At 39.5% G+C, this 21,626-nt stretch carries 24 protein-coding genes; 21 read left to right on the top strand and 3 right to left on the bottom strand.

Annotated features, from left to right (window positions below; genetic code table 11):
- Positions 1 to 3: 3 nt before the first annotated feature.
- From queA to trxA, 14 genes are all read left to right on the top strand, one after another.
- Complete coding sequence (gene queA, locus FD44_RS02900; RefSeq protein ID WP_010620700.1) at positions 4 to 1,038, top strand: tRNA preQ1(34) S-adenosylmethionine ribosyltransferase-isomerase QueA; 1,035 nt, start codon at positions 4 to 6, stop codon at positions 1,036 to 1,038.
- Positions 1,039 to 1,152: 114 nt separating this feature from the next.
- Positions 1,153 to 2,295 carry a tRNA guanosine(34) transglycosylase Tgt gene (gene tgt / locus FD44_RS02895; protein WP_010620701.1) on the top strand — a complete coding sequence of 381 codons (1,143 nt, stop codon included), beginning with the start codon at positions 1,153 to 1,155 and terminating at the stop codon, positions 2,293 to 2,295.
- A 105-nt stretch (positions 2,296 to 2,400) separates the two neighbouring features.
- Complete coding sequence (yajC, locus tag FD44_RS02890) at positions 2,401 to 2,775, top strand: preprotein translocase subunit YajC (RefSeq protein ID WP_050899340.1); 375 nt, start codon at positions 2,401 to 2,403, stop codon at positions 2,773 to 2,775.
- A 70-nt stretch (positions 2,776 to 2,845) separates the two neighbouring features.
- Complete coding sequence (gene dinB / locus FD44_RS02885) at positions 2,846 to 3,952, top strand: DNA polymerase IV (protein ID WP_010620703.1); 1,107 nt, start codon at positions 2,846 to 2,848, stop codon at positions 3,950 to 3,952.
- 70 nt (positions 3,953 to 4,022) lie between these two features.
- Positions 4,023 to 4,982 carry a DHH family phosphoesterase gene (locus FD44_RS02880; RefSeq protein WP_010620704.1) on the top strand — a complete coding sequence of 320 codons (960 nt, stop codon included), beginning with the start codon at positions 4,023 to 4,025 and terminating at the stop codon, positions 4,980 to 4,982.
- A complete protein-coding gene (locus FD44_RS02875; RefSeq protein ID WP_010620705.1) occupies positions 4,979 to 6,334 on the top strand; it encodes a DEAD/DEAH box helicase in 1,356 nt (451 codons plus the stop codon). Before FD44_RS02880 ends, FD44_RS02875 begins: the two co-directional genes overlap by 4 nt.
- Positions 6,335 to 6,599: 265 nt before the next feature.
- Complete coding sequence (gene alaS, locus FD44_RS02870) at positions 6,600 to 9,245, top strand: alanine--tRNA ligase (RefSeq protein ID WP_010620706.1); 2,646 nt, start codon at positions 6,600 to 6,602, stop codon at positions 9,243 to 9,245.
- Positions 9,246 to 9,348: 103 nt separating this feature from the next.
- Positions 9,349 to 9,618 carry an IreB family regulatory phosphoprotein gene (locus tag FD44_RS02865; RefSeq protein ID WP_010620707.1) on the top strand — a complete coding sequence of 90 codons (270 nt, stop codon included), beginning with the start codon at positions 9,349 to 9,351 and terminating at the stop codon, positions 9,616 to 9,618.
- Positions 9,615 to 10,055 (top strand): Holliday junction resolvase RuvX, encoded by a 441-nt coding sequence (gene ruvX / locus FD44_RS02860; protein ID WP_010620708.1) that lies wholly within the window; start codon positions 9,615 to 9,617, stop codon positions 10,053 to 10,055. The genes FD44_RS02865 and ruvX overlap by 4 nt, the downstream gene beginning before the upstream one ends.
- Positions 10,056 to 10,064: 9 nt before the next feature.
- The gene (locus FD44_RS02855; protein WP_010620709.1) at positions 10,065 to 10,394 is read left to right on the top strand and encodes a DUF1292 domain-containing protein; all 330 of its coding nucleotides are present in this window, start codon (positions 10,065 to 10,067) and stop codon (positions 10,392 to 10,394) included.
- 130 nt (positions 10,395 to 10,524) lie between these two features.
- Positions 10,525 to 10,785: a cell division protein ZapA gene (locus tag FD44_RS02850; protein ID WP_010620710.1), complete on the top strand. Its 261-nt coding sequence runs from the start codon at positions 10,525 to 10,527 to the stop codon at positions 10,783 to 10,785.
- Positions 10,786 to 10,794: 9 nt separating this feature from the next.
- On the top strand, positions 10,795 to 11,319 hold the full coding sequence (locus FD44_RS02845; RefSeq protein WP_010620711.1) for a CvpA family protein: 525 nt from the start codon (positions 10,795 to 10,797) through the stop codon (positions 11,317 to 11,319).
- Between the two features lie 158 nt (positions 11,320 to 11,477).
- On the top strand, positions 11,478 to 13,835 hold the full coding sequence (locus FD44_RS02840) for an endonuclease MutS2 (protein ID WP_010620712.1): 2,358 nt from the start codon (positions 11,478 to 11,480) through the stop codon (positions 13,833 to 13,835).
- 76 nt (positions 13,836 to 13,911) lie between these two features.
- Positions 13,912 to 14,226, top strand: coding sequence for a thioredoxin (gene trxA, locus FD44_RS02835; protein ID WP_010620713.1), 315 nt, complete (start codon positions 13,912 to 13,914; stop codon positions 14,224 to 14,226).
- 34 nt (positions 14,227 to 14,260) lie between these two features.
- Here the strand turns inward: trxA and FD44_RS02830 are convergent, their stop codons facing one another.
- Positions 14,261 to 14,779: a DUF2507 domain-containing protein gene (locus FD44_RS02830; RefSeq protein WP_056973799.1), complete on the bottom strand. Its 519-nt coding sequence runs from the start codon at positions 14,777 to 14,779 to the stop codon at positions 14,261 to 14,263.
- Between the two features lie 146 nt (positions 14,780 to 14,925).
- On the opposite strand from FD44_RS02830, the gene racE reads away from it, so the two are divergent.
- From racE to cbpB, 4 genes are read left to right on the top strand one after another with little or no spacing between them, the layout of a single operon-like run.
- Positions 14,926 to 15,744 (top strand): glutamate racemase, encoded by an 819-nt coding sequence (gene racE / locus FD44_RS02825; RefSeq protein WP_010620715.1) that lies wholly within the window; start codon positions 14,926 to 14,928, stop codon positions 15,742 to 15,744.
- Positions 15,745 to 15,756: 12 nt separating this feature from the next.
- Complete coding sequence (locus FD44_RS02820; protein ID WP_010620716.1) at positions 15,757 to 16,362, top strand: XTP/dITP diphosphatase; 606 nt, start codon at positions 15,757 to 15,759, stop codon at positions 16,360 to 16,362.
- Positions 16,362 to 16,874, top strand: coding sequence for a metallophosphoesterase (locus tag FD44_RS02815; RefSeq protein ID WP_010620717.1), 513 nt, complete (start codon positions 16,362 to 16,364; stop codon positions 16,872 to 16,874). The genes FD44_RS02820 and FD44_RS02815 overlap by 1 nt, the downstream gene beginning before the upstream one ends.
- Positions 16,875 to 16,887: 13 nt before the next feature.
- Positions 16,888 to 17,361, top strand: coding sequence for a cyclic-di-AMP-binding protein CbpB (gene cbpB / locus FD44_RS02810; RefSeq protein WP_010620718.1), 474 nt, complete (start codon positions 16,888 to 16,890; stop codon positions 17,359 to 17,361).
- Between the two features lie 39 nt (positions 17,362 to 17,400).
- Here cbpB and FD44_RS02805 read toward each other — a convergent pair whose 3' ends face one another.
- A complete protein-coding gene (locus tag FD44_RS02805; RefSeq protein ID WP_010620719.1) occupies positions 17,401 to 18,282 on the bottom strand; it encodes a mechanosensitive ion channel family protein in 882 nt (293 codons plus the stop codon).
- A 171-nt stretch (positions 18,283 to 18,453) separates the two neighbouring features.
- Between FD44_RS02805 and FD44_RS02800 the strand changes: the two genes are divergently transcribed.
- Positions 18,454 to 18,861, top strand: a complete 408-nt coding sequence (locus FD44_RS02800; protein WP_010620720.1) for a DUF948 domain-containing protein — start codon at positions 18,454 to 18,456, stop codon at positions 18,859 to 18,861.
- Positions 18,862 to 18,879: 18 nt separating this feature from the next.
- Positions 18,880 to 19,245 carry a YtxH domain-containing protein gene (locus FD44_RS02795; RefSeq protein WP_010620721.1) on the top strand — a complete coding sequence of 122 codons (366 nt, stop codon included), beginning with the start codon at positions 18,880 to 18,882 and terminating at the stop codon, positions 19,243 to 19,245.
- Positions 19,246 to 19,284: 39 nt separating this feature from the next.
- On the opposite strand, the gene FD44_RS02790 is transcribed toward FD44_RS02795, so the two are convergent.
- Positions 19,285 to 20,382, bottom strand: a complete 1,098-nt coding sequence (locus FD44_RS02790) for a M24 family metallopeptidase (RefSeq protein ID WP_010620722.1) — start codon at positions 20,380 to 20,382, stop codon at positions 19,285 to 19,287.
- A gap of 196 nt (positions 20,383 to 20,578) precedes the next feature.
- Here FD44_RS02790 and ccpA point away from each other — a divergent pair, with 196 nt between their 5' ends.
- Positions 20,579 to 21,580, top strand: a complete 1,002-nt coding sequence (gene ccpA / locus FD44_RS02785; protein ID WP_010620723.1) for a catabolite control protein A — start codon at positions 20,579 to 20,581, stop codon at positions 21,578 to 21,580.
- The last annotated feature ends 46 nt before the right edge of the window (positions 21,581 to 21,626 follow it).

The following is a 21,626-nucleotide window of genomic DNA, read 5'->3' as shown; positions in this document are numbered from 1 at the left end:
AAAATGACATTAACAACTGAAGATTTTGATTATGATTTGCCACATGAATTAATTGCTCAAACGCCAATTGAAAAGAGAGATGCTTCCCGATTATTAGTTTTAGATCATAAAACTGGTGAAATGGAAGATAAGCACTTTTACGACATTATTGATCAATTAAACTCAGGAGACGCTGTCGTGATGAATGATTCTCGGGTTATGCCAGCCAGAATTTATGGAGAAAAGCCTGAAACTGGTGGCCACGTTGAGCTGCTCCTTTTGCACAATACTCAAGGGGACGAATGGGAGACGCTTGCTAAGCCTGCCAAACGTGCAACTGTCGGGACGACAATCGTGTTTGGGGATGGAAAGCTAACTGCTACGGTCACCAAAGATTTGGAACATGGCGGTAAAATGATCGAATTTCATTACGCTGGTATCTTTATGGAAATTCTTGAGTCTTTGGGAGAAATGCCATTGCCACCTTATATCAAAGAAAAGTTGGATGATCCTGAACGTTACCAAACGGTTTATGCTAAGCAAGTTGGGTCGGCTGCTGCGCCAACAGCGGGTTTGCATTGGACTAAGGAATTACTTCAAAAGGTACAAGACAAGGGAATTAAACTCGTCTATTTAACGCTTCATGTTGGGCTGGGAACTTTTAGACCAGTTGATGAGGATAATATTGAAGATCATAAAATGCATAGTGAATTCTACCAACTAAGCGAAGAATCTGCTCGAACTCTGAGAGAGGTTAAAGCAAATGGTGGTAGAATCGTTGCAACGGGAACAACCTCAATTCGGACGCTTGAAACGATTGGAACGAAGTTTAAGGGCGAAATTAAGGCAGATTCTGGTTGGACGGAAATTTTTATCAAACCCGGCTATCAATGGCAGATTGTGGATGCTTTTATCACAAACTTCCATTTGCCGAAATCAACACTCGTCATGCTGGTTGCGGCATTTACGGGGAGAGAAAACATTTTAAATGCGTATGAACATGCCATTAAAGAGCATTATCGATTCTTCAGTTTCGGGGATGCAATGTTTATTAAATAACTAAATAAACCTAATGAGATTGACCGACTTTTTTTGGCCAATCTTTTTTTATGCTTTTTAATTGGAAATGAAAATGTTAAAGTAAAGCGAGATAAATTTAAAGGGGGTTCCATAATGGATCCAGCGATTAAATATCGCCTAATAAAAAAAGACAAGCATACCGGCGCTAGGCTTGGGGAGTTAATTACACCCCATGGTACTTTTCCAACGCCAATGTTTATGCCAGTCGGCACACAAGCAACTGTGAAGTCACTTGCACCAGAAGAATTAGATGAGATGGGCGCAGGCGTCATCCTCTCAAATACCTATCATTTATGGCTACAGCCTGGAGAAGACCTGGTTAAAGAGGCAGGCGGTCTTCACAAGTTCATGAACTGGGACAAGGGGATTTTAACTGATTCCGGTGGCTATCAGGTGTTTTCGTTAGCTAAGAACCGAAAGCTGACTGAAGAGGGTGTCCACTTTCGAAATCCATCTAACGGGGACAAGTTATTTCTATCTCCCGAAAAAGCAATCCAAATTGAAAACGATCTAGGACCAGATATCATGATGAGCTTGGACGAGTGTCCTCCTTATTATGAAAGCTATGACTATATCAAATCCTCTGTCGAACGAACCTCAAGATGGGCTGAGCGTGGATTACGTGCGCATCAGCATGCGGATTATCAAGGACTATTTGGTATTGTTCAGGGAGCGGGGTATGAAGATTTAAGAAAACAATCCGCCAAAGATCTAACTAGTTTAGATTTTCCCGGATACTCTATTGGTGGTTTATCAGTAGGTGAGCCCAAGAAAGAAATGAATCGCGTTTTAGATTTCACAACCCCGTTGCTCCCCGAAAATAAACCCCGATATTTGATGGGTGTTGGAACAGCAGATTCCTTGATTGATGGTGTTATTCGGGGAATAGATATGTTTGATTGTGTTCTGCCAACACGAATTGCTCGAAATGGAACTTGTATGACCAGTCACGGTCGATTAGTTGTAAAAAATGCTGTTTATGCACGTGATTTTTCACCAATCGATGATAATTGTGATTGCTACACTTGTCGTAATTACACTCGGGCCTATATCCGCCATTTATTCAAAGCGGACGAGTCTTTCGGAATGAGACTAACTAGTTACCATAACTTATATTATCTTCTGAATCTTATGAAACGCGTACGAGAAGCCATCATGAATGATCAATTACTTGATTTACGGGCAGAAGTCTTTGAAAATTACGGATTTAATAAGCCAAATGCAAAGAATTTCTGATGATATAGATAGACGATATTAAAGAAGTTTGGTAAAGTGGTAACTAGACATATTAAGGGGTGAACTATTTTGGCTAACTATTCAGGTATTATTTTAATCGTCATCATGTTTGTTGTTTTATACTTCTTGATGATCAGACCACAACGAAAGCAGCAACAAAAGCATCAAGATACTTTAAGCAAGCTGCAAAAGGGCGATCACGTTATCACAATCGGTCGTTTGCACGGTGTGGTTGATGAAATCAACAATGAAGACAAAACTGTGACACTTGATGCAGATGGGATTTTCCTTGTTTTTGATTTACGAGCAATTGCTCAGGTAACCCAAAAAACAGCAAGTACAACAGTAGCAACCGATGATACTGAAAAATCAGAAAATGAATCAACAGAGGACTCAACTGAAAAGGTCCAAGAAGAAGTCAATTCGGTTTCTGAATCGACTGAAAAAGAAACTTCTGAAGATACAGAAGAGTCCAAATAATCAGTGAACCAGCCAATTGATTTTGGCTGGTTTTTTTGGTTTAATAAGCTGATGAAGTGGGGGTGTGGCAGTGGTTGAAATAGTGCGTAAAATTATTCATGTAGATATGGATGCTTTTTATGCGTCAATCGAAATGCGGGATTATCCTGATTTTCGCCACCAACCTTTAGTGATTGCCAAGGATCCGCGTAAAAGTGGTGGACGAGGGGTCGTTGCAACTGCTAATTACCTAGCAAGGGCTGCTGGAATACACTCCGCGATGAGTGCCCAAGAGGCGCTGGAACTATGTAAAGACGCAATTTTTAAAGAGCCAGATTTTACAAAATACCGTGCCGTGTCTGAAAAGATTCATGATATTTTTCACGAGGTGACGGATAAAATAGAATCTGTTGCGCTGGATGAGGCTTATTTAGATGTCACAGAAAATAAATTGGAACTTGATAATCCGGTAGCAGTTGGCAAATTCTTACAACAAACTATTTGGGAACAAACCCGGTTAACCAGTTCAATCGGTATTTCCTACAATAAGTTTTTGGCAAAGGAAGCCTCGGATTTTCGTAAACCAATTGGAATGACCGTTATTTCTCAAGATGATGCTCATGATTTCTTGATGGCACTTCCTATTGAAAAATATCGAGGGGTGGGGAAAAAAACCATTCCGAAAATGCACGACTTAAAAATATTTAATGGGACTGATTTATTTGGACAGTCTGAAAGCAAGTTAATGGCGGATTTTGGTAAATTTGGCTATATCTTGTATCGCCGCGTTCGGGGCATAGATGATCGTCCAGTTGAATATCAGCGAGAACGAAAATCAATTGGTAAAGAGCGGACATATGGCCCAGTTCTATCGGATGAGACAACCGTTGGTGATCAAATTAAGCTATTGAGTGAGATGGTGGCTAAAACGGTTAAAGAACAGCAAAAGCACGGGCGCACACTCGTTTTAAAGATTCGTTATCAGGACTTTACTACGCTGACAAAGCGGTTAACAACCACTGATTTTATTCAAAATGACCCAAAGTTGTATGAAACGTATGCCAATCAATTGCTGGATGAAATGCCAGATATTGCGCAAGGTGTTCGTCTATTGGGAATTACAATTACTGGATTGGCGCCATTAGACTTTGATAATATTTCGCTACCTTTATTTGGTATTCAAGGGAAAGAGCTATGATGTCGGACACAAAAACGCTATAATTAAATGCGGTGTTAAAGAAACACGGGAATTGAAAGGAAAACTCTAAATGACAACTGAACAATCTATACTTGAAGCAATTAAAAAATATGACACGATTATTATTCATCGTCATCAACGACCAGATCCCGATGCAATTGGGTCACAATTGGGATTAGCAACGATCCTAAAAGCCAATTTTCCAAACAAGCGGATTTTATCAGCGGGAAAGTCTTACCCAGGGTTTGATTGGATGGGAAAATCCGATGAAATTGCGGATGACGACTACAAAAACGCGTTAGTCATTGTGACTGACACGGCAAATCAACCACGAGTTGATGATGACCGTTATGATAAAGGAAAAATGATGATTAAGATTGACCATCATCCAAATGAAGATAAATTTGGTGATATTATGTGGGTGAAACCTGAGGCATCCAGTACTTCTGAATTGATTACTGATTTAGCTGAAACGGTTACGCCAAAATTAACCATTCCAGCAGAGGCAGGTCGTCTGTTATACGCAGGAATCGTTGGGGATACCGGACGTTTTATGTATCCAGCGACATCTGCACATACGATGGAAGTTGCCGCTGAATTAATGAGACTTGATTTTTCGGCAAGTGATGTTAATCAAAAGGAAGACGAAATCACGATTCCACTTTCAAAGTTATCGGCTTACGTTTATGACAATTTAACGATTTTGGATAGCGGTGCAGCTTACGTAAAGCTAACCGACGAAGTTTTAGCACAGTACGGGATGCTTAAGGAAAGCTCTTCCGCAGTTGTTCCGTTACCAGGTAAAATTACTGCAGTAAGTGCTTGGGCAATTTTTGTTGAATCAAAGGATCATACGTTTAGAGTACGGTTACGTTCTAAAGGACCGGAAATTAATAAACTTGCGATGAACCACGGTGGTGGAGGCCATCCACTTGCCAGTGGCGCGGTTGCAAAGGATGATGCAGAAATTGAACAAGTTATTAAAGAATTAGATGAACTGGTCGCCAAAGATAAAGGAGACAATGAATGAGTTTTAACGAATTTAACCTGCAACCATTTTTAGTGGAAGCAATTGAAGAATTAGGATTTACGGAACCAACTGCGGTTCAAAAACGACTTATTCCCGTGATTAAATCTGGAAAAAGTGTTGTTGGTAAATCACAGACGGGTAGCGGAAAAACCCATACCTTTTTGTTACCAATTTTTGACAAGATAGATCCAGAGCTTGATGAGGTTCAGTCACTGATTACAACGCCCAGTCGAGAATTAGCCTATCAAATTTATGAAGCAGCAAAACAGTTGGCAAGCCACAGCGAGAAACCCATTAGAGTTGTAAATTACGTTGGTGGTACTGATAAGGCGCGCCAACAATCGAAGCTCCATCATGAACAACCACAAATCGTTATCGGAACACCTGGACGACTGCTTGATTTAGTTAAGGGTGGAGACTTAGACATTCATACTTCTCGGTCATTCGTGGTTGATGAGGCTGATATGACGCTTGATATGGGATTCCTAAGCGTTGTAGACCAGATTGCGAGTCGGTTACCTAACAAGCTACAAATGATGGTCTTTTCGGCGACAATTCCGCAAAAGCTGCAACCTTTTTTGAAAAAGTATATGTCTAATCCTGTGATGGAGGAAATTCCGGTTACCTCTGTTATCAGTCCTACAATTGATAATTGGTTGATTTCCACAAAGGGACAAAATAAGAACGATATTATTTACAACTTGCTGACAATGGGTGAGCCATACTTAGCCTTAATCTTCGCAAATACGAAGAGTCGAGTTAAGGAAATCACTAAGTTTCTAAAGCAAAATGGCCTCAAAGTTGCCATGATTGAAGGCGATTTACCGCCTAGAGAACGTAAGCGCGTGATGCGTGAAGTTCAGAACCTGGATTATCAATTTGTAGTGGCAACCGATCTTGCTTCTCGTGGAATTGATATCGATGGTGTTTCCCACGTTATTAACGATGGAATTCCAGAGGATTTAGACTTCTTCATTCATCGAGTTGGACGAACGGGCCGAAAAGGGATGGCAGGAATTGCCATTACACTCTATACGCCTGATGAAGAATCAAAAATCACTGAGATTGAATCGATGGGAATTAAGTTCCAGCCAAAGGCAATCCAAAATGGTGAAGTGGTTGATTCTTATGATCGAAACCGACGTAAACAGCGGAGCCACGGCCATGAGGAACTTGATGGTGCATTAAAAGCTAAAATCAATAAGACAAAGAAAAAAGTTAAACCAGGATATAAGAAGAAGATTAAAAAAGAGATTAATAAGGATCTTCTATTTAAACGCCGTCTTGAACAACGTCAAAAAGGACGGACTGAAAGAAAGCGGAAAAAACAGGATTCGAATCGTTATCAGTAATAAATTGACAAGTTTATAAAAAAATACTATTATTTTATAGGATAAGTTACGGATAATTAACCTAATTAGTTCAGAACAAGAGATGCTTTGGGTGGTGAAAAAAGCACTGTTGATTAGGCCAAGCTCCCGCAACGAACAATTGAATCGCTGCTCGGCGTAAACGAGCAATAAGAGGTTAACGATTAGCATCGTTGCAAGTAAAGTGGTACCGCGCCTAGGCGTCTTTACTAGCAACGGTGCTTTTATTATTGAAAGGAATGTCGTTATGAAAAAATTAAATAGTAGTGAAATTCGTCAAATGTATTTGGATTTCTTTAAATCAAAGGGTCATTCAATTGAACCCAGTGCGTCACTAATCCCAGTTGATGATCCATCATTGCTTTGGATTAACTCAGGGGTTGCCACGATGAAAAAATATTTTGATGGGAGTGTCGTTCCTGAAAATCCAAGATTAACAAGTTCACAAAAAAGTATTCGGACGAACGACATTGAAAACGTGGGTAAGACAGCACGTCACCATACGTTATTTGAAATGCTTGGAAATTTTTCCGTTGGTGATTACTTTAAGGAACAGGCCATTGAATGGGGCTGGGAGCTATTAACGTCTGACAAATGGTTTGGTTGGGATCCAGAAAAACTCTATATGACCGTTTATCCAGATGATACAGACGCCAAAAAATTCTGGAAACAAGTTGGCGTTTCAGATGATCACATCATTGAAGCTGAGGACAACTTTTGGGACATTGGTGAGGGCCCCTCAGGCCCAGATTCAGAAATTTTTTATGATCGTGGTGAATCTTTTAATGATTTAGCGCCTGATGATCCTGAAAATTACCCAGGTGGCGAGAATCAACGTTATTTGGAAGTTTGGAACATTGTTTTCTCACAGTTTAACCATGAGCCAGATGGAACGTATAAACCCTTACCTCGAAAGAATATTGATACTGGAATGGGTCTTGAACGAGTCGTTTCAGTATTTCAAAATGCAAAGACCAATTTTGAAACGGATTTATTTATGCCGATGATTGAGGAGACTCAAGGCTTAAGCTCAACAACGGAATATGGCAAAGACAGCAAGATTGACGTGTCTTATAAAGTCATTGCGGACCACTCGCGAGCAATTACATTTGCGATTGGTGACGGTGCCTTACCTTCAAATGAGGGACGAGGATACATTATTCGTCGACTCATTCGTCGTGCCGTTGTTAATGGTCAAAAGCTTGGTATCAAGGGTCCATTCTTATATAAGCTAGTCCCTGTTGTGGGTAAAGTGATGGAATCCTACTACCCAGAAGTGTTGCAACAAAGTGACTACATCGCCAAAATCGTAAAATCAGAAGAAGATCGGTTTAACGAAACATTAGCAGACGGATTACACTTATTAAATGACTTAATTAGTGAAACTAAGAAGGATAAAACGTATATTATTAATGGGGCCGATGCTTTTAAACTCTATGATACTTATGGGTTTCCTGTGGAATTGACGCGTGAATATACTGAAGATGAAGGCATCAAGGTTGATGAAGATGGCTTCAAAGTTGAAATGGAAAAGCAGCGAAATCGTGCGCGTAAAGCTCGTGGTTCTAAAAAAGCGATGGGACTTCAGAATGACCTTTTAGTAGATGTTAAAGTTCCTAGCCAGTATGTTGGTTATGAAGACTTATCCGTTAATGATGCGACTCTTGAAACAGTTATCGTTGACCAACGTTTGGTTAAAAAGACTGCGACAGGACAAGCTCAAGTAATTTTTGATAAGACACCGTTTTATGCTGAAATGGGCGGTCAAGTTGCTGATAAAGGCGACATTTTAGATGAAAAGGGCAATTTAGTCGCTGTCGTGATAGATGTTCAACACGCGCCAAATGGCCAAAACTTGCATACCATTGAAGTTAAGCGACCAATGGAAGTTGATGGGCATTACAAGTTAACGGTTGATCGTCATTTCCATAGCAAGGTTGAGAAGAATCATACGGCCACTCATTTACTGGATCAAGCACTCCGTAATGTATTTGGCGAACATACACAACAGGCAGGTTCACTTGTGGAGCCAGACTATCTACGGTTTGACTTTACCCATTTTGGTCAAGTAACGGCTGAAGATTTGCAAAAAGTCGAGCAAATTGTTAATGATCAAATCTTTGCTGAATTGCCAGTTACAACGATTGAAACTGATCCAGAAACTGGTAAGAAAATGGGTGCCATTGCCCTGTTCAGTGAGAAATATGGCAAGACCGTTAGAGTTGTTTCTGTTGGGGACTTTTCAATTGAATTTTGTGGGGGTGACCACGTTTCCAATACCAACGAGTTGGGACTCTTTAAAATTAAGAGTGAATCTGGGATTGGGGCCGGTACTCGTCGAATCGAGGCGGTTACTTCAAAAGAAGCTTTTGAGTTCTTGAATGAGCACAACACGATGTTGGAAAATATTGCGAGTGGCTTGAAGGCACCTCAACTTCAAGATGTTCCTCATAAAATTGACCAGTTGAATGATCAAGTTAAACGACTAGAAAATGAAAATAAGTCGTTGCATGCTAAACTTGCAGGCCAGCAAGCGGATAAAGTATTTGAAAAGATTCAAGAAATTAATGGGACTACTTTGATTGCAGGAACGGTTCAAGTTTCTGGAATGGATCAATTAAGACAACTTGCAGATACTTGGCGTCAAAAGGGATATTCTGATATTCTGGTCTTAGGCGCCCAAGTAGAAGATAAAGCTAACTTGATTGTGGCTGTCGCAGATGAAAAGGTAAAATTAGGCATCAAAGCTGGAGACCTAATTAAGGCTATTTCACCTAATATTAATGGTGGCGGCGGTGGTCGTCCTAATTTGGCCCAAGCAGGTGGTAAGAAACCAAGTGGACTAAATGATGCAATGGTGGCTGCCTCAGAATGGGTTAAAGCGTTAGCATAAATGAGGTTTTTATTACGAATCAGTTACATTGGGAGGCTATCATTGTAGTTTCCATAAATTTCTTGTAAAATTATCACAAATAGGAGCTTGGAGGTGGGTAAGGTTGAGTTCATTAGATAAAACGATGTATTTCAATTTTGATGAAAAAAAGCCAAAGGATGTTCATGATACGTTAGTAACGGTCTATCAGGCTTTGGAAGAAAAGGGCTATAACCCAATTAATCAAATTGTGGGGTATCTTATTTCGGGCGACCCGGCCTACATTCCACGTTTAAACGATGCAAGAAACCTGATTCGTAAGCATGAACGTGATGAAATAATTGAAGAGCTAGTTCGAGTGTACCTACATGAGAGTAAGGACCCAGAAAAATGAAGAGACTAATGGGATTAGACGTTGGATCAAGGACTGTTGGTGTTGCGATAAGTGATGCCCTTGGTTGGACGGCACAGGGAATTGAAATCATTCGAATTAACGAGGATGAGGAACAGTTTGGTCTTGACAGAGTAGGCGAATTAGCAGAGCAATATGATGTTTCTGGCTTCGTGTTAGGATTACCGAAAAATATGAATAATTCGCTTGGACCACGCGCTGAAGCATCGAAAAAATATGGTGAAATGCTCACCCAAAAATTTCAGCTTCCAATTGATTTTGAGGATGAGCGATTGACAACAGTTGAGGCAGAGCGTATGTTAGTGGAACAAGCCGACACATCCAGACGCAAGCGTAAGAAAGTAATTGATAAACTTGCAGCGGGGCTAATTCTTCAGAATTATCTCGATCGCAATGGAAAACTATTAAAGGCAAAGTGAGGGACACACATGAGTGAAAGTGAGAACCAACAAATTACCCTGGTTGATGAAGATGGAAATGAGGAACTTTACGAAGTCTTGTTTACGTTCAAATCACCAGACTATGGCAAATCATATATTTTAATGTATCCATCAGGCAAATCAGATGATGAAGAGGTTGACGTACAGGCATACCAATTACCTGATAACGATGATCCTGCAAATCCATCTGGTGGCGATCTTATTCCAATTGAATCAGATGATGAATGGAATATGGTTGAGTCAATGCTAAACACCTTCTTAAATGGTGGTGGCACGGATGCTTCCGATCAAGACTGGGGAGATCCAGACGCTAAGTAGCAGAATTGGATTACGTTTTTGCGTAATCCTTTTTTTGTATCCTTTTTAAAGATATTTCTAAAGAAACTACCTAGTAGTGGGCATTCATGATAGAATGGAATGTGTTAATTTCTAGGAGGATGGGTGAATTATGGCAGTACAAAAACGGCGCTTTAAGGCAGTTATTGGGGGTAAAACCTACACCATCGTTGGGACAAGTTCCGTTGAACATATGCAGGCGGTTACTGAGAAAATGAATCAGGAACTATCACAGCTAAAGGAATTGGTACCCGGAATAAATCAGGTGGATGCGACGACACTTTTAGCATTCAATGCAATATCAGATCAACTAATTGCAACTAATAAACTTAATGAGCTTAATTCAAATACTGAAGACGAGCAGAAAAATTAGGTACTGAAAATGATTTTATCGATAATTATTATAATGACGCTGGTTTGGTCTTTTAGTAGAGGGTACAGACGAGGCCTTTTACTGACTTTGATCGATTTAGTTTCCGTATCTATTGTGACAATTATGGCAAACCTTGCATCAAAGCCGGTCGGAGAGTTGTTAAAAAGCGTTATCCCCAGCCCCGGTCTAATGGAAAAAAGTGAAACTGGAAATGCGGCTGTCTCTACGATATTTTTTAATGGTTTGGCGTTCTTTTTAGTCATGATTGTTTTTTGGATTATTGTCAGAGCACTTCGAAAAACTAGTCGAATATTTACAAAGCTTCCCGTTATACACTTTATTAATGCAATTTTAGGGAGCCTCATCGGTCTTATAATTTCTTATTTTCTTATTTTTTTAGTGCTTCACTTAATAATTTTGCTATCAAACGATTGGCTTCAGAACCAATATCAAACTTCACAAATTGCTCAATGGATTGTGAAGCAGTCTCCCGTTTTGGCCAAATCAATTTATGGATGGTGGGTCATCAATTAGGGAAATGATGGCATTTACTTTGTATAAGTAAATGCTATTTTGCTTTATAACTGAAATAATAGTCGTGATTCTTTTGGTTCAATTACGATTGCGTTAAAATACTATTGAATGTGTTTTAGTAACTACTGTCAAAAAATAAAGGAGTTAGTTGGCAACTAATGAACGACAAAATATTATCAACATTAGCCTATAACGAAATCAAACAAGCAATTCACCAGTATCTTGTATCTGATGCTGGAATTAAAGAACTAAATGAATTAGTTCCCATTACGGATTCAGAGAAGATTCAGCGTTGGCTTGATGAAACAAAAGATGGTGCTGATATTCTTCGCTTAGAGGGTGGAATTCCATTGCCCAAACTATCGGACATTACGTCACAAATGAAACGTTTGGCAATTGATGGCGTACTAAGCGGGACGGAGTTGGCCCAAGTTGGGCGAGTTTTAAAGACAACCGAATCAGTCACAGAATTTTTCGACAAATTAAATGAAAAACAAATAGAGCTTCGGCTTTTATATAAATTTATTACAAATATTAGTTCTCTTCCTGAAATTAGTCAGCGGCTGACCCGTTCCATTGAGGAAGATGGTCGAATATTGGATACTGCGTCACCTAAACTTGCACAAATTCGGCATCAAATCGCTAGAACAGAATCGACAATCAGAAGTCGAATGGAAAACTATACAAAAGGAAATGAATCAAAGTATCTCAGCGAAGGAATTGTGACAATTAGGGATGATCGCTTTGTTATACCTGTGAAGGCTGAGTACAAGCAACATTTTGGCGGAATTGTCCACGATCAAAGTTCAACTGGCCAAACCTTGTTCATTGAACCTGGTGCTGTCGTTGAATATAATAACCAGCTTAGGCAACACCAATTAGCTGAAAAGCAAGAACAGCAATTGATTTTGGCTGAATTATCTGAATTATTAAAACCATACCAAACTGAAATTGAGAATAATGCCCATATTTTAGGACATCTCGATTTTATAAACGCAAAGGCACGGTATGCGAAACAGCAGAAGGCCACGGAGCCTATTATTTCTAGTCAAAATGTGGTCAAGCTTCGTGCTGCACGGCATCCGCTAATTGATCCAAAAAAAGTGGTTGCGAATGATTTAGAACTAGGTGACACTTATAAAGCAATTATTGTGACTGGGCCTAATACAGGTGGTAAAACGATTACTTTGAAAACACTTGGACTGGTCCAGTTAATGGGACAATCTGGTCTTTTTATTCCCGCAAATGAAAATAGTGAAATTGCCATTTTTGATGACATTTTTGCGGATATAGGTGATGAACAATCAATTGAACAAAACTTAAGTACTTTTTCATCTCACATGGATAACATTGTGTCCATTTTGGCTGATGCTGATGAAAAGAGTTTGATTTTATTGGATGAAGTTGGTGCAGGAACTGACCCTCAAGAAGGGGCTTCTCTCGCGATGGCAATTTTAGATGATATTGGATCGATTGGCAGTGCCGTTGTTGCGACTACTCATTATCCAGAACTAAAGGCCTTTGGTTATAATCGCTCAGACACAATAAACGCCAGCATGGAATTTGATACCAAAACGCTTAAACCGACCTATCATTTGTTAATTGGAATTCCAGGTCGAAGTAACGCCTTCGAAATTGCAGCAAGATTGGGAATCAAGGAATCGATTATTGCGGAAGCTAGGGAATTAACTGACCAAGACAACCAAGATATTAATAATATGATTGCTGATTTGACAGCGCAAAAGAAAGCAGCGGATGATGCTGCAGCACAATTAAAAGTTGAGTTAGCCGAAGCAAGTCAATTACATGATGAATTAAAAGTAAAGTATGACAAATACGAGAAGCAAAAGGATCGATTGATTGAGGATGCAAAGGATTCTGCTAATCAAATTGTCCGTGATACACGAAATCAGGCAAACGAGATTATTAAGGATCTTCACCAAAAGCAACAATTATCCAATCAAGCGGTCAAAGAAAATGAATTAATAAGTGCAAAAGGTGCTATTAATGCGCTTCAACAGAACCCCCAGTTAAAACAGAATCGAATTTTACGGCGTGAGAAGAAACGACACGACTTCAAGAAGGGTGACGAGGTTTTCGTTAAGTCATATGGTCAGATGGGAACCCTTATGGACAAACTGAGTGACCATGAATGGGAAGTCCAGCTAGGAATATTAAAGATGAAAATTGATGAGGCAAATCTTGATAAGACAAAACAGCCTTCCTCAAATACCAAGCCTGCACGAGCAACTATTAAACGTTCCTCATCAAGTGGCATGAGTCCTACCTTGGATCTTCGTGGTCATCGGTATGATGAAGCAATTGCGGAGGTTGATCGATATATCGATTCAGCCTTGCTTGCTGGGTATCCTTCAGTGACCATTATTCATGGTAAAGGGACTGGAGCTCTGCGAAAGGGTGTTACCAAATACTTGGAAAAAAATAAGCGGGTCAAAGAGTTTGGCTTTTCACCAGCCAATGCTGGTGGCGACGGTTCTACCATCGTTAAATTCTAAGGACAAGCGAAAAAATTGCAAAAAGTTAAATATCTGATACACTTACTAATTGTAAATAAGAGAAGGAGTGACTTAAATGAGTGTTGTAGAAACAACTGATAAAACATTTGAAAATGATACTTCAAAGGGCGTAACTTTGACTGATTTCTGGGCAACTTGGTGTGGCCCTTGTCGCATGCAATCACCAGTAGTTGAAAAACTCGCTGAAGAGATGGGTACACAGGTGACGTTCAACAAGATGGACGTTGACGCTAATCCTGAAACCGCACAAAAATTTGGTATCATGAGTATTCCAACTCTTTTAGTTAAGAAGGATGGCCAAGTGGTTGATTCAATCGTTGGATACCATTCAAAGGACCAGCTTTCACAAGTATTAAATCAATACGTATAATAAATAATAAAAAAAACGAATTAGACAAAAATGTCTAATTCGTTTTTTTATCGTCAAATTCAGTGCCTGAAACAATAATTTCTAAATTGTCAGTTGGTGTTGTTTCAGGTTCAAGCACATCTTTAGGATCGACATGAACTGTAATTTGGACACTTTCAGAATGTCCTTTTTTTTCTAGTTTAACCTCTGCTTCTGCTAAGAGGCCCAGTTGTTGTTGTGATTGCTGTGCGAGAAACCCGGCTTCGAGCATAAATGATTGCGGATTAGCCACTCGCGGCTGAACTTCTGTACCTGAGAGATTCCAAATGACTTGTTTCGCATTAATCTTAATTTGCGCAAGAGTGCCCAAGTTTGCTTGGCTAAAGAAGATTATGACGTCTGCTGGGTTTGCCAATGGGAAACGTCTAGCGAGTTGTTTGCCCTCAAAATACAAAATGTCGTTCATATCGTCCCCTAAGATGTCTGGTAAGATAATATCGCGAATGAGTGCTTGCCCAAAGTATGGTGAAAGATCTTTTTGATTTAAGTATTGCTGATAAATGTCAGTTTGCATGATAACATCCTTTTTATTCATATTAATAATAGATTACACTCATTTATTATAGAAAAGCAAGCTCTTTAATAAATTCAAAAACTTGAAAGTATCAGTAAAAAAAGAGATAATTAATTCTTAAAGTAAATCGAAAAAGAGGGTTAATTATGACTTCACAAGCAATTGGATACATGGATTCAGGCGTTGGTGGATTGACCGTTGTCAAGGAAGCACTCCGTCAATTACCCTATGAATCAGTTTGTTTCATTGGTGATCAAGCCCGTTTACCATATGGTCCTAGACCCGCAGAACAGGTTAGGGAATTTTCTGAACAATTAGGTCAATTTTTAACGGCAAAAAATATCAAAATGTTTGTTATTGCCTGTAATACAGCTACATCAGCTGCACTAGAGTATTTACAGAAGACATTACCCATTCCTGTAATCGGCGTTATTTCGCCTGGGTCGCGTGCAGCAATTAAAGCGACCAAGAATCATCGGATTGGAGTTATCGCAACTGAAGGTACGATTAAGAGCAATGCGTATGAAAAGGCTATTCTGAGTAAAGATTTGCAGAATAAGGTGTTTAGCTTGGCGTGTCCTAAATTTGTGCCAATTGTGGAAAGTAACGAATATAAAACTAAAATTGCTAAACAAATTGTTGATGAATCTATGGCATACTTTAAAGGGACCGACATTGATACGTTAATTTTGGGGTGTACTCACTACCCACTGCTTAAACCGTTTATTCAAGAAGCGGTTGGTCCTGATGTTAAATTAATTGATTCTGGGGCGGAAACGGTCAGTTCTGTTTCATTACTCCTAGATTATTTTAATTTGGCAAATGAATCTTCGCATAAAGAATTACCGGACCGCTATTTTTCAACAGGATCAGCGGACCGCTTTAAGTTGATTGCGGGTAACTGGTTAGAAATGGACGATTTGAACGTCACGCATGTTCCAGTTGAAAGTCTATCTTTGAAATAGAAGGAATTTAGAATGAAAAACGACAAGCTTGTAATTGCAACTAAGAATAAAGGGAAGACAGCTGAATTCAAAAAAATATTTAAGCCGCGAGGAATTGACGTATTAACGCTTGCTGACGTTAAAGAATTACCAGAAATTAACGAAACTGGCAGTACCTTCCTTGAAAACGCCATGATTAAAGCTGAGATTGTCTCTAAGCACACAAACTTACCAGTCCTTGCCGATGACTCAGGATTAATTGTTGATGCATTAGACGGTGCGCCAGGTGTCCATTCTGCTAGGTATGCGGGAGACCACGATGATATTGCTAACAATCAAAAATTGTTGCGTAATTTGGATGGCATTCCGATGGAGAAAAGAACGGCCCGGTTCCATACGACATTGGTTCTTATGCGGCCAGACGGGTCCAAACTTGTCAGTAACGGAGAAATTGCAGGAATTATTTTAAAAGAGCCGCAAGGAAACAACGGATTTGGATATGATCCCTTATTTTATGTGTCAGAGAAGAAGAAAACGTTAGCCCAAATGAGTCAAACTGAGAAAAATGAAATTAGCCATCGAGGTCGCGCAACCGTAGATTTAATGACCAAATTTGATTCTTGGTGGAGGCAGAAATAATGAAAATACTTGTTATTAGTGATAATCACGGAGACCAGGAAATTTTGAATAGTATTAAAGCGCAAATGACTGCAGATGCGATTTTTCACTGTGGTGATTCGGAAGGGTCCCCAACAGATTCTTTTTTTGATGGAACTTCCTATGTGAGGGGAAACAATGATTTTGCAACGGGATTTCCTGAGGAAGTGTCACGAAAAGTGGGTAAATTAACAGTTTATATGACGCATGGAGACAAATATGGTGTGAATTTTGATTTAAACCGATTGGCACTCAGAGCAGCAGAAGTGGATGCTGATATTGTTTTATTTGGTCATACCCACAAACTTGGGGTTGAGTGGCAAAATAATCGGTTATTTGTGAATCCGGGAAGTATCTTGCTTCCTCGGGGAGAATATTCACGGATTGGTGGCACATTTGCGATGATCACGGTCACTGATACGAATTTCAAAGTTGATTTTTACAACCGCGCCTGTCAAGAGGTTCCAGAATTGAAGACGATTATTAAACGCTAAATTGAGGTGCAGAATGTTAGATAAGGCAGTTGAAACGCTATTAAGAATGTCGAAGGATAGCTATATTATCCCTGGTGATGTCGTGGCAAATGTTTCGGATACCAATAATTGTTACCATGCACTACTCGTTTTAACCCAAACTGGTTATTCCAAAATTCCAGTTTTAAATAATAAAGAGCAGTTTTGTGGTTTCGTTTCTCTTGCAATGGTAACTAAGCAAATGATGGAAAGTGATCGAATGAATCCGGATCGATTGATGAAGATTCCAGTTAGTGAAATCATGGAAAGTGATGTTGCAGTAGTCGAAGATCCTAATGATTTAGAACAGGTTCTCAATCGACTAATTAATGAACCATTTTTACCGGTCGTAAATGAAGACCGTATTTTTACAGGTATCATTACAAGACGAGAAATTTTGAAACGAGTCAACTTTTTAGCACATAATTTGGAAGACTATTTTCAAGTTAGCGAAAATGCGGACAAATAAAGAAGGTTTAGGGGGCTAAAGTGCACCTCCAAACCTTCTTTATTTACCTGGATATATTGTTGGTAGTGAAATGCCAGCTTCTCTGATAGCACGAAGATAGGCGGAAAGAAACGCTCTTTGAACTGTGAACTGTTCTCCAGGAGTTGTGTACACAATGACTTGTAGCGCCAAATGGCCATCTGCTGAAATCGAAGTTCCAAGATAGGTCGGCCCCTTTGTGATTTCGGGGAATTTTGGTGTCAGCTGCTCGTTAACTTCCTTGATTATTTTGGTGATATCATCGATTGGCGTGTTGGGGTTGACTTTAATTTCAATCAAAGCCCGCATGGCGTTTCGAGAGAGATTACTAACAATTTGAATATTTCGGTTCGGAATGAAATTGAGGGTGCCATCATAGCTGGTTATCTGAGTTGTCCGTAATCCGATTGCGGTAACAGTTCCTTCAATCGCATTAATTTTTACAGCATCCCCAACATCAAGCTGCTGCTCAAGTAGGATAAAAAATCCTGTTACAATATCGGAAACGAAGCCTTGTGCACCAAGGCCTAATGCTAAACTGAATATTCCAGCGCCAGCAATTAGCGTTCCAACTGGAACCCCCATTAAAGTCAGCAAAGCGTATATCCAAAAGAACAAAATAATGTAAGTAAAGATATTTAGTACAAGGGAATGGATGGTATCAGTTCTATTAGCACTGACTGTCGCAAGTTTGGAATCGCGATATTTATTGAAAGCTTTTTGAATGATGGCCTTTCCCACCCAACGGATGATGAGGAACAAGATTGAAAGTAAGATAAATTGGAATAAGCGACTCGTAACGGTATTGAGCAATTTTTCCCAATCATAATGTTCAATAAACTTGGACCACAGATGCTGAAGAGACGATGATAAAAGGTGAAATTCTAAAAATTCTAGTTTCATGGTTAAACTTCCAATCTATTCAATGTTAAAATAAGTGTAGCAAAAATGACGCAAGTTTCAAAGATGCTATGGTATTTTTGCACAACTTAAATTGATGTCCATTTATATTGCGTGTAAACGCTGTAAATGCTATGCTAATGGTATAAATCGGTATCAGAAGGAGGCCTCGTGATGACGGGTGGACAGGTTGCTGGATTAATTGCAGCAGTAGCATTTTTAATTTTAGTCATTTTTATTGGAATTTTCTTGATGAGGATGACCAAAACGCTAGGTGAGGTTAATAAAAGTGTTAAAACGCTGACGGGTGATGTGGATGTTCTATCACATCAAGCAGAGAATTTAATGGCGAATGCGAATGAATTGTTAGAAGATGTTGGCGAGAAATCTGTAAAAGTTGATCCGGTATTTCAAGCAGCTGGAGATTTGGGCCAGAGTGTTTCCGACTTAAATGAGGCAACTCGTAAGTTAACTGACCGAGTTTCAGGTTCGCACAAAGGGAATCGTGGAAATTCACTTCTTACCAAAATTGGTGCCACCGCTTTCGGTCTTTACTTGAATCGACACAAGAAACAAAACTAAACGATTGGAATGATTAAAATGGCAAAAAAAGGATTATTTTTAGGGCTATTAGTAGCTGGTGCGGGAATTGCGTATTCAAAATATCGGTCACTCGATGAAGACGGTCAACGTGCCGTTCGTGAGGATATCTTGGACAAGGCAGATATTGTCCGTGACCGAGCGGTAGATTATGCGTTTTATGCAAATGACGTCTTGGATGATTTAAAGGATGCTTGGAATGATCATAAAGCAAATTCTTCAGATACAGAAACATATTCTGATGAAGAAGATACTGAAGAAAACGACGATATCGTGCTGAGTAGTGATGATTTAATTCAAGACCAAACGGGAAACGATGATGAGGGTACTGAAACTGTAACATTTAACCCAAATACGGACAAATAAAAAAAGTTTGACATCAACATGATGTCAAACTTTTTTTGATTACCCAACGTAATTTAATTTCTTAGGAGTGTGTGTAAATGGTTTGTTTCCATTTTCGGTAATATGAATACAATCCTCAATTCGAACACCAGCAACTCCAGGAATATAAATACCTGGTTCAATCGAGAAACACATACCAGGTTCAAGAACAAGGTCATTTCCTTCCATAATTGAAGGAAATTCATGCTCGCTCATTCCCATGCCATGTCCTAAACGGTGAATGAAGTAGTCGCCATAACCGGCCTTCGAAATAATATCTCGCGCAATTTTATCAAGAGATGCAGCGGTTATACCTGGCTTTGCTGCATCTTGGGCAGCAAGCTGTGCTTCTAAGCAAACGTTATAAATATCTAACTGCTTTTCGGTTGGCTTACCAAGTGCAACAGTTCTTGAGGCATCGCTAATGTATCCATCCCAGACCGTTCCTAGGTCAAATAGGATTAATTCGTTATTTTTAAATTTAGTGCCATTCGTTGCACCGTGTGGTTCAGCCGCGTGAGCTCCAGCTTGAACGAGGGTGTCAAAGCTCATTTCCATGATTCCTTTTTGCATCAATGCGTATTCAAGTTCGGCAGCCACTTGTTGCTCGGTTCTGCCAGCTTTAACGGCCTCGAATCCTCTTTCGAATGCAAAATCAGCCCATTTTCCGGCAATATCTAATTTTTCAATTTCGTCATCCGACTTGATAAGACGCATTTTTTCAAAGAAAGGTGAGATATTTAAATCAAAGGTTGCATCTGAAAAAATAGATTTAAGAGAATCTAGACGATCTACTGACAAATGATTCTTTTCCAACCCAACTGTGTGCACATTGGGCTGTCGCTTGGAAACTTGTGCTGCAATTTGTTGCCATGGATTCTCATGATCTAAATAACCATATACTGGATACTTAAAGCCTGTATCCTTGATTGCCTCAACTTCGAGAGCTGGAGCAAACATAAAGGGATCCTGATTAGGAAAAACAATAAGGGCAAGAACCCGTTCAACAGGATCACTGTAGAATCCAGTTAGATACTGAATCGTTTTTGGATCACTTACATAAACAAGGTCAGCGTGTTGCTCGTCTGACCATTTTTGAATCTGTGTTAATTTTGACATCTAATCACCTCTATAGAATTGCTTACATTATAGCATAGGCAGATATGTAGTTAAGCTTGAACATTTAACAATTAAGGGTTATCATCTTAATGAAAACGTTTTCAATTTGCAATTGTTTTCATTGTTTGCTATATTGTTCAAGTTAGTGAAAAAATTTATGAAAACGTATAATACTAGTTAAGAAAGGGCTATCACGATGGACAAACAAACTGTAACTATTTATGACGTGGCCCGGGAAGCTGCCGTATCAATGGCAACAGTTTCTCGTGTGGTCAACGGGAATCCCAATGTTAAACCAGCAACACGCAAAAAAGTTTTGGAGGTAATTGATCGATTAGATTACCGACCAAATGCTGTTGCACGAGGCTTAGCAAGCAAAAAAACAACCACAGTAGGGGTCATCATTCCAGATGTCACCAACGTCTACTTTTCTTCGTTAGCACGAGGGATTGATGATATTGCAATGATGTATAAATACAATATTATTTTGGCCAATTCGGATGAAAATGGTCGAAAAGAAGTACAGGTGCTAAACACTTTAATGGCGAAGCAGGTTGATGGCATTATCTTTATGGGTAATGAAATTACCGACGACTTACGCAAGGAATTTGAACGCTCAAAGGCACCCGTTGTTTTGGCAGGTTCTGTTGATGACACTGGAAAGACTCCTAGTGTCAATATTGACTATGTTGCAGCCGTTAAGGAAGCAGTCAAGAATCTAATTGATCGCGGAAGTAAACGGGTGGCATTTGTGTCCGGACCAATGGACCAGGCAATTAACAGTCAGTATCGTCTAAAGGGGTACAAACAGGCTTTGGCAGGTGCTGGCATTGATTTTGACGAAAGCCTAGTTTTTGAAACAGATTATTCATATCAGGCAGGTCAATCGTTAGAACCTGCATTACTTGCTGCTAATGCTGATTCTGCTTTTGTTGGCGATGATGAATTAGCTGCAGGTGTGTTAAATGGTTTGACGGATGCCGGAATCGACGTTCCAAATAAATTTGAGATTGTGACGAGTAATGATACGAAATTGACTGAACTTGTTCGTCCAAAGCTTTCTTCAATTACCCAACCACTTTACGATATTGGTGCGGTAGCGATGCGTCTCCTTACCAAATTGATGGAAAATGACGAAGTTGAAGAAAACAACGTTGTGCTTCCATACGGTTTAATGAAACGACAATCTACTAAGTAATTTTAAAAAGGCGCCTTTGCGTCTTTTCTACGATTAGTCAAGAGAA

Origin of the sequence: Secundilactobacillus malefermentans DSM 5705 = KCTC 3548 (assembly GCF_001436395.1) — a bacterium.
Taxonomy (GTDB): Bacteria; Bacillota; Bacilli; order Lactobacillales; family Lactobacillaceae; genus Secundilactobacillus; species Secundilactobacillus malefermentans.
This window is presented reverse-complemented; position numbering and strand designations above follow the sequence as displayed.

Excerpts from the sequence above, each read along its gene's own strand:
- queA (WP_010620700.1), top strand. The coding sequence starts at position 4 with ATGACATTAACAACTGAAGATTTTGATTATGATTTGCCACATGAATTA.
- tgt (WP_010620701.1), top strand. The coding sequence starts at position 1,153 with ATGGATCCAGCGATTAAATATCGCCTAATAAAAAAAGACAAGCATACC.
- yajC (WP_050899340.1), top strand. The coding sequence starts at position 2,401 with ATGTTTGTTGTTTTATACTTCTTGATGATCAGACCACAACGAAAGCAG.
- FD44_RS02880 (WP_010620704.1), top strand. The coding sequence starts at position 4,023 with ATGACAACTGAACAATCTATACTTGAAGCAATTAAAAAATATGACACG.
- FD44_RS02875 (WP_010620705.1), top strand. The coding sequence starts at position 4,979 with ATGAGTTTTAACGAATTTAACCTGCAACCATTTTTAGTGGAAGCAATT.
- alaS (WP_010620706.1), top strand. The coding sequence starts at position 6,600 with ATGAAAAAATTAAATAGTAGTGAAATTCGTCAAATGTATTTGGATTTC.
- ruvX (WP_010620708.1), top strand. The coding sequence starts at position 9,615 with ATGAAGAGACTAATGGGATTAGACGTTGGATCAAGGACTGTTGGTGTT.
- FD44_RS02855 (WP_010620709.1), top strand. The coding sequence starts at position 10,065 with ATGAGTGAAAGTGAGAACCAACAAATTACCCTGGTTGATGAAGATGGA.
- FD44_RS02850 (WP_010620710.1), top strand. The coding sequence starts at position 10,525 with ATGGCAGTACAAAAACGGCGCTTTAAGGCAGTTATTGGGGGTAAAACC.
- FD44_RS02845 (WP_010620711.1), top strand. The coding sequence starts at position 10,795 with ATGATTTTATCGATAATTATTATAATGACGCTGGTTTGGTCTTTTAGT.
- FD44_RS02840 (WP_010620712.1), top strand. The coding sequence starts at position 11,478 with ATGAACGACAAAATATTATCAACATTAGCCTATAACGAAATCAAACAA.
- trxA (WP_010620713.1), top strand. The coding sequence starts at position 13,912 with ATGAGTGTTGTAGAAACAACTGATAAAACATTTGAAAATGATACTTCA.
- FD44_RS02830 (WP_056973799.1), bottom strand. The coding sequence starts at position 14,779 with ATGCAAACTGACATTTATCAGCAATACTTAAATCAAAAAGATCTTTCA.
- racE (WP_010620715.1), top strand. The coding sequence starts at position 14,926 with ATGACTTCACAAGCAATTGGATACATGGATTCAGGCGTTGGTGGATTG.
- FD44_RS02820 (WP_010620716.1), top strand. The coding sequence starts at position 15,757 with ATGAAAAACGACAAGCTTGTAATTGCAACTAAGAATAAAGGGAAGACA.
- FD44_RS02815 (WP_010620717.1), top strand. The coding sequence starts at position 16,362 with ATGAAAATACTTGTTATTAGTGATAATCACGGAGACCAGGAAATTTTG.
- cbpB (WP_010620718.1), top strand. The coding sequence starts at position 16,888 with ATGTTAGATAAGGCAGTTGAAACGCTATTAAGAATGTCGAAGGATAGC.
- FD44_RS02805 (WP_010620719.1), bottom strand. The coding sequence starts at position 18,282 with ATGAAACTAGAATTTTTAGAATTTCACCTTTTATCATCGTCTCTTCAG.
- FD44_RS02800 (WP_010620720.1), top strand. The coding sequence starts at position 18,454 with ATGACGGGTGGACAGGTTGCTGGATTAATTGCAGCAGTAGCATTTTTA.
- FD44_RS02795 (WP_010620721.1), top strand. The coding sequence starts at position 18,880 with ATGGCAAAAAAAGGATTATTTTTAGGGCTATTAGTAGCTGGTGCGGGA.
- FD44_RS02790 (WP_010620722.1), bottom strand. The coding sequence starts at position 20,382 with ATGTCAAAATTAACACAGATTCAAAAATGGTCAGACGAGCAACACGCT.
- ccpA (WP_010620723.1), top strand. The coding sequence starts at position 20,579 with ATGGACAAACAAACTGTAACTATTTATGACGTGGCCCGGGAAGCTGCC.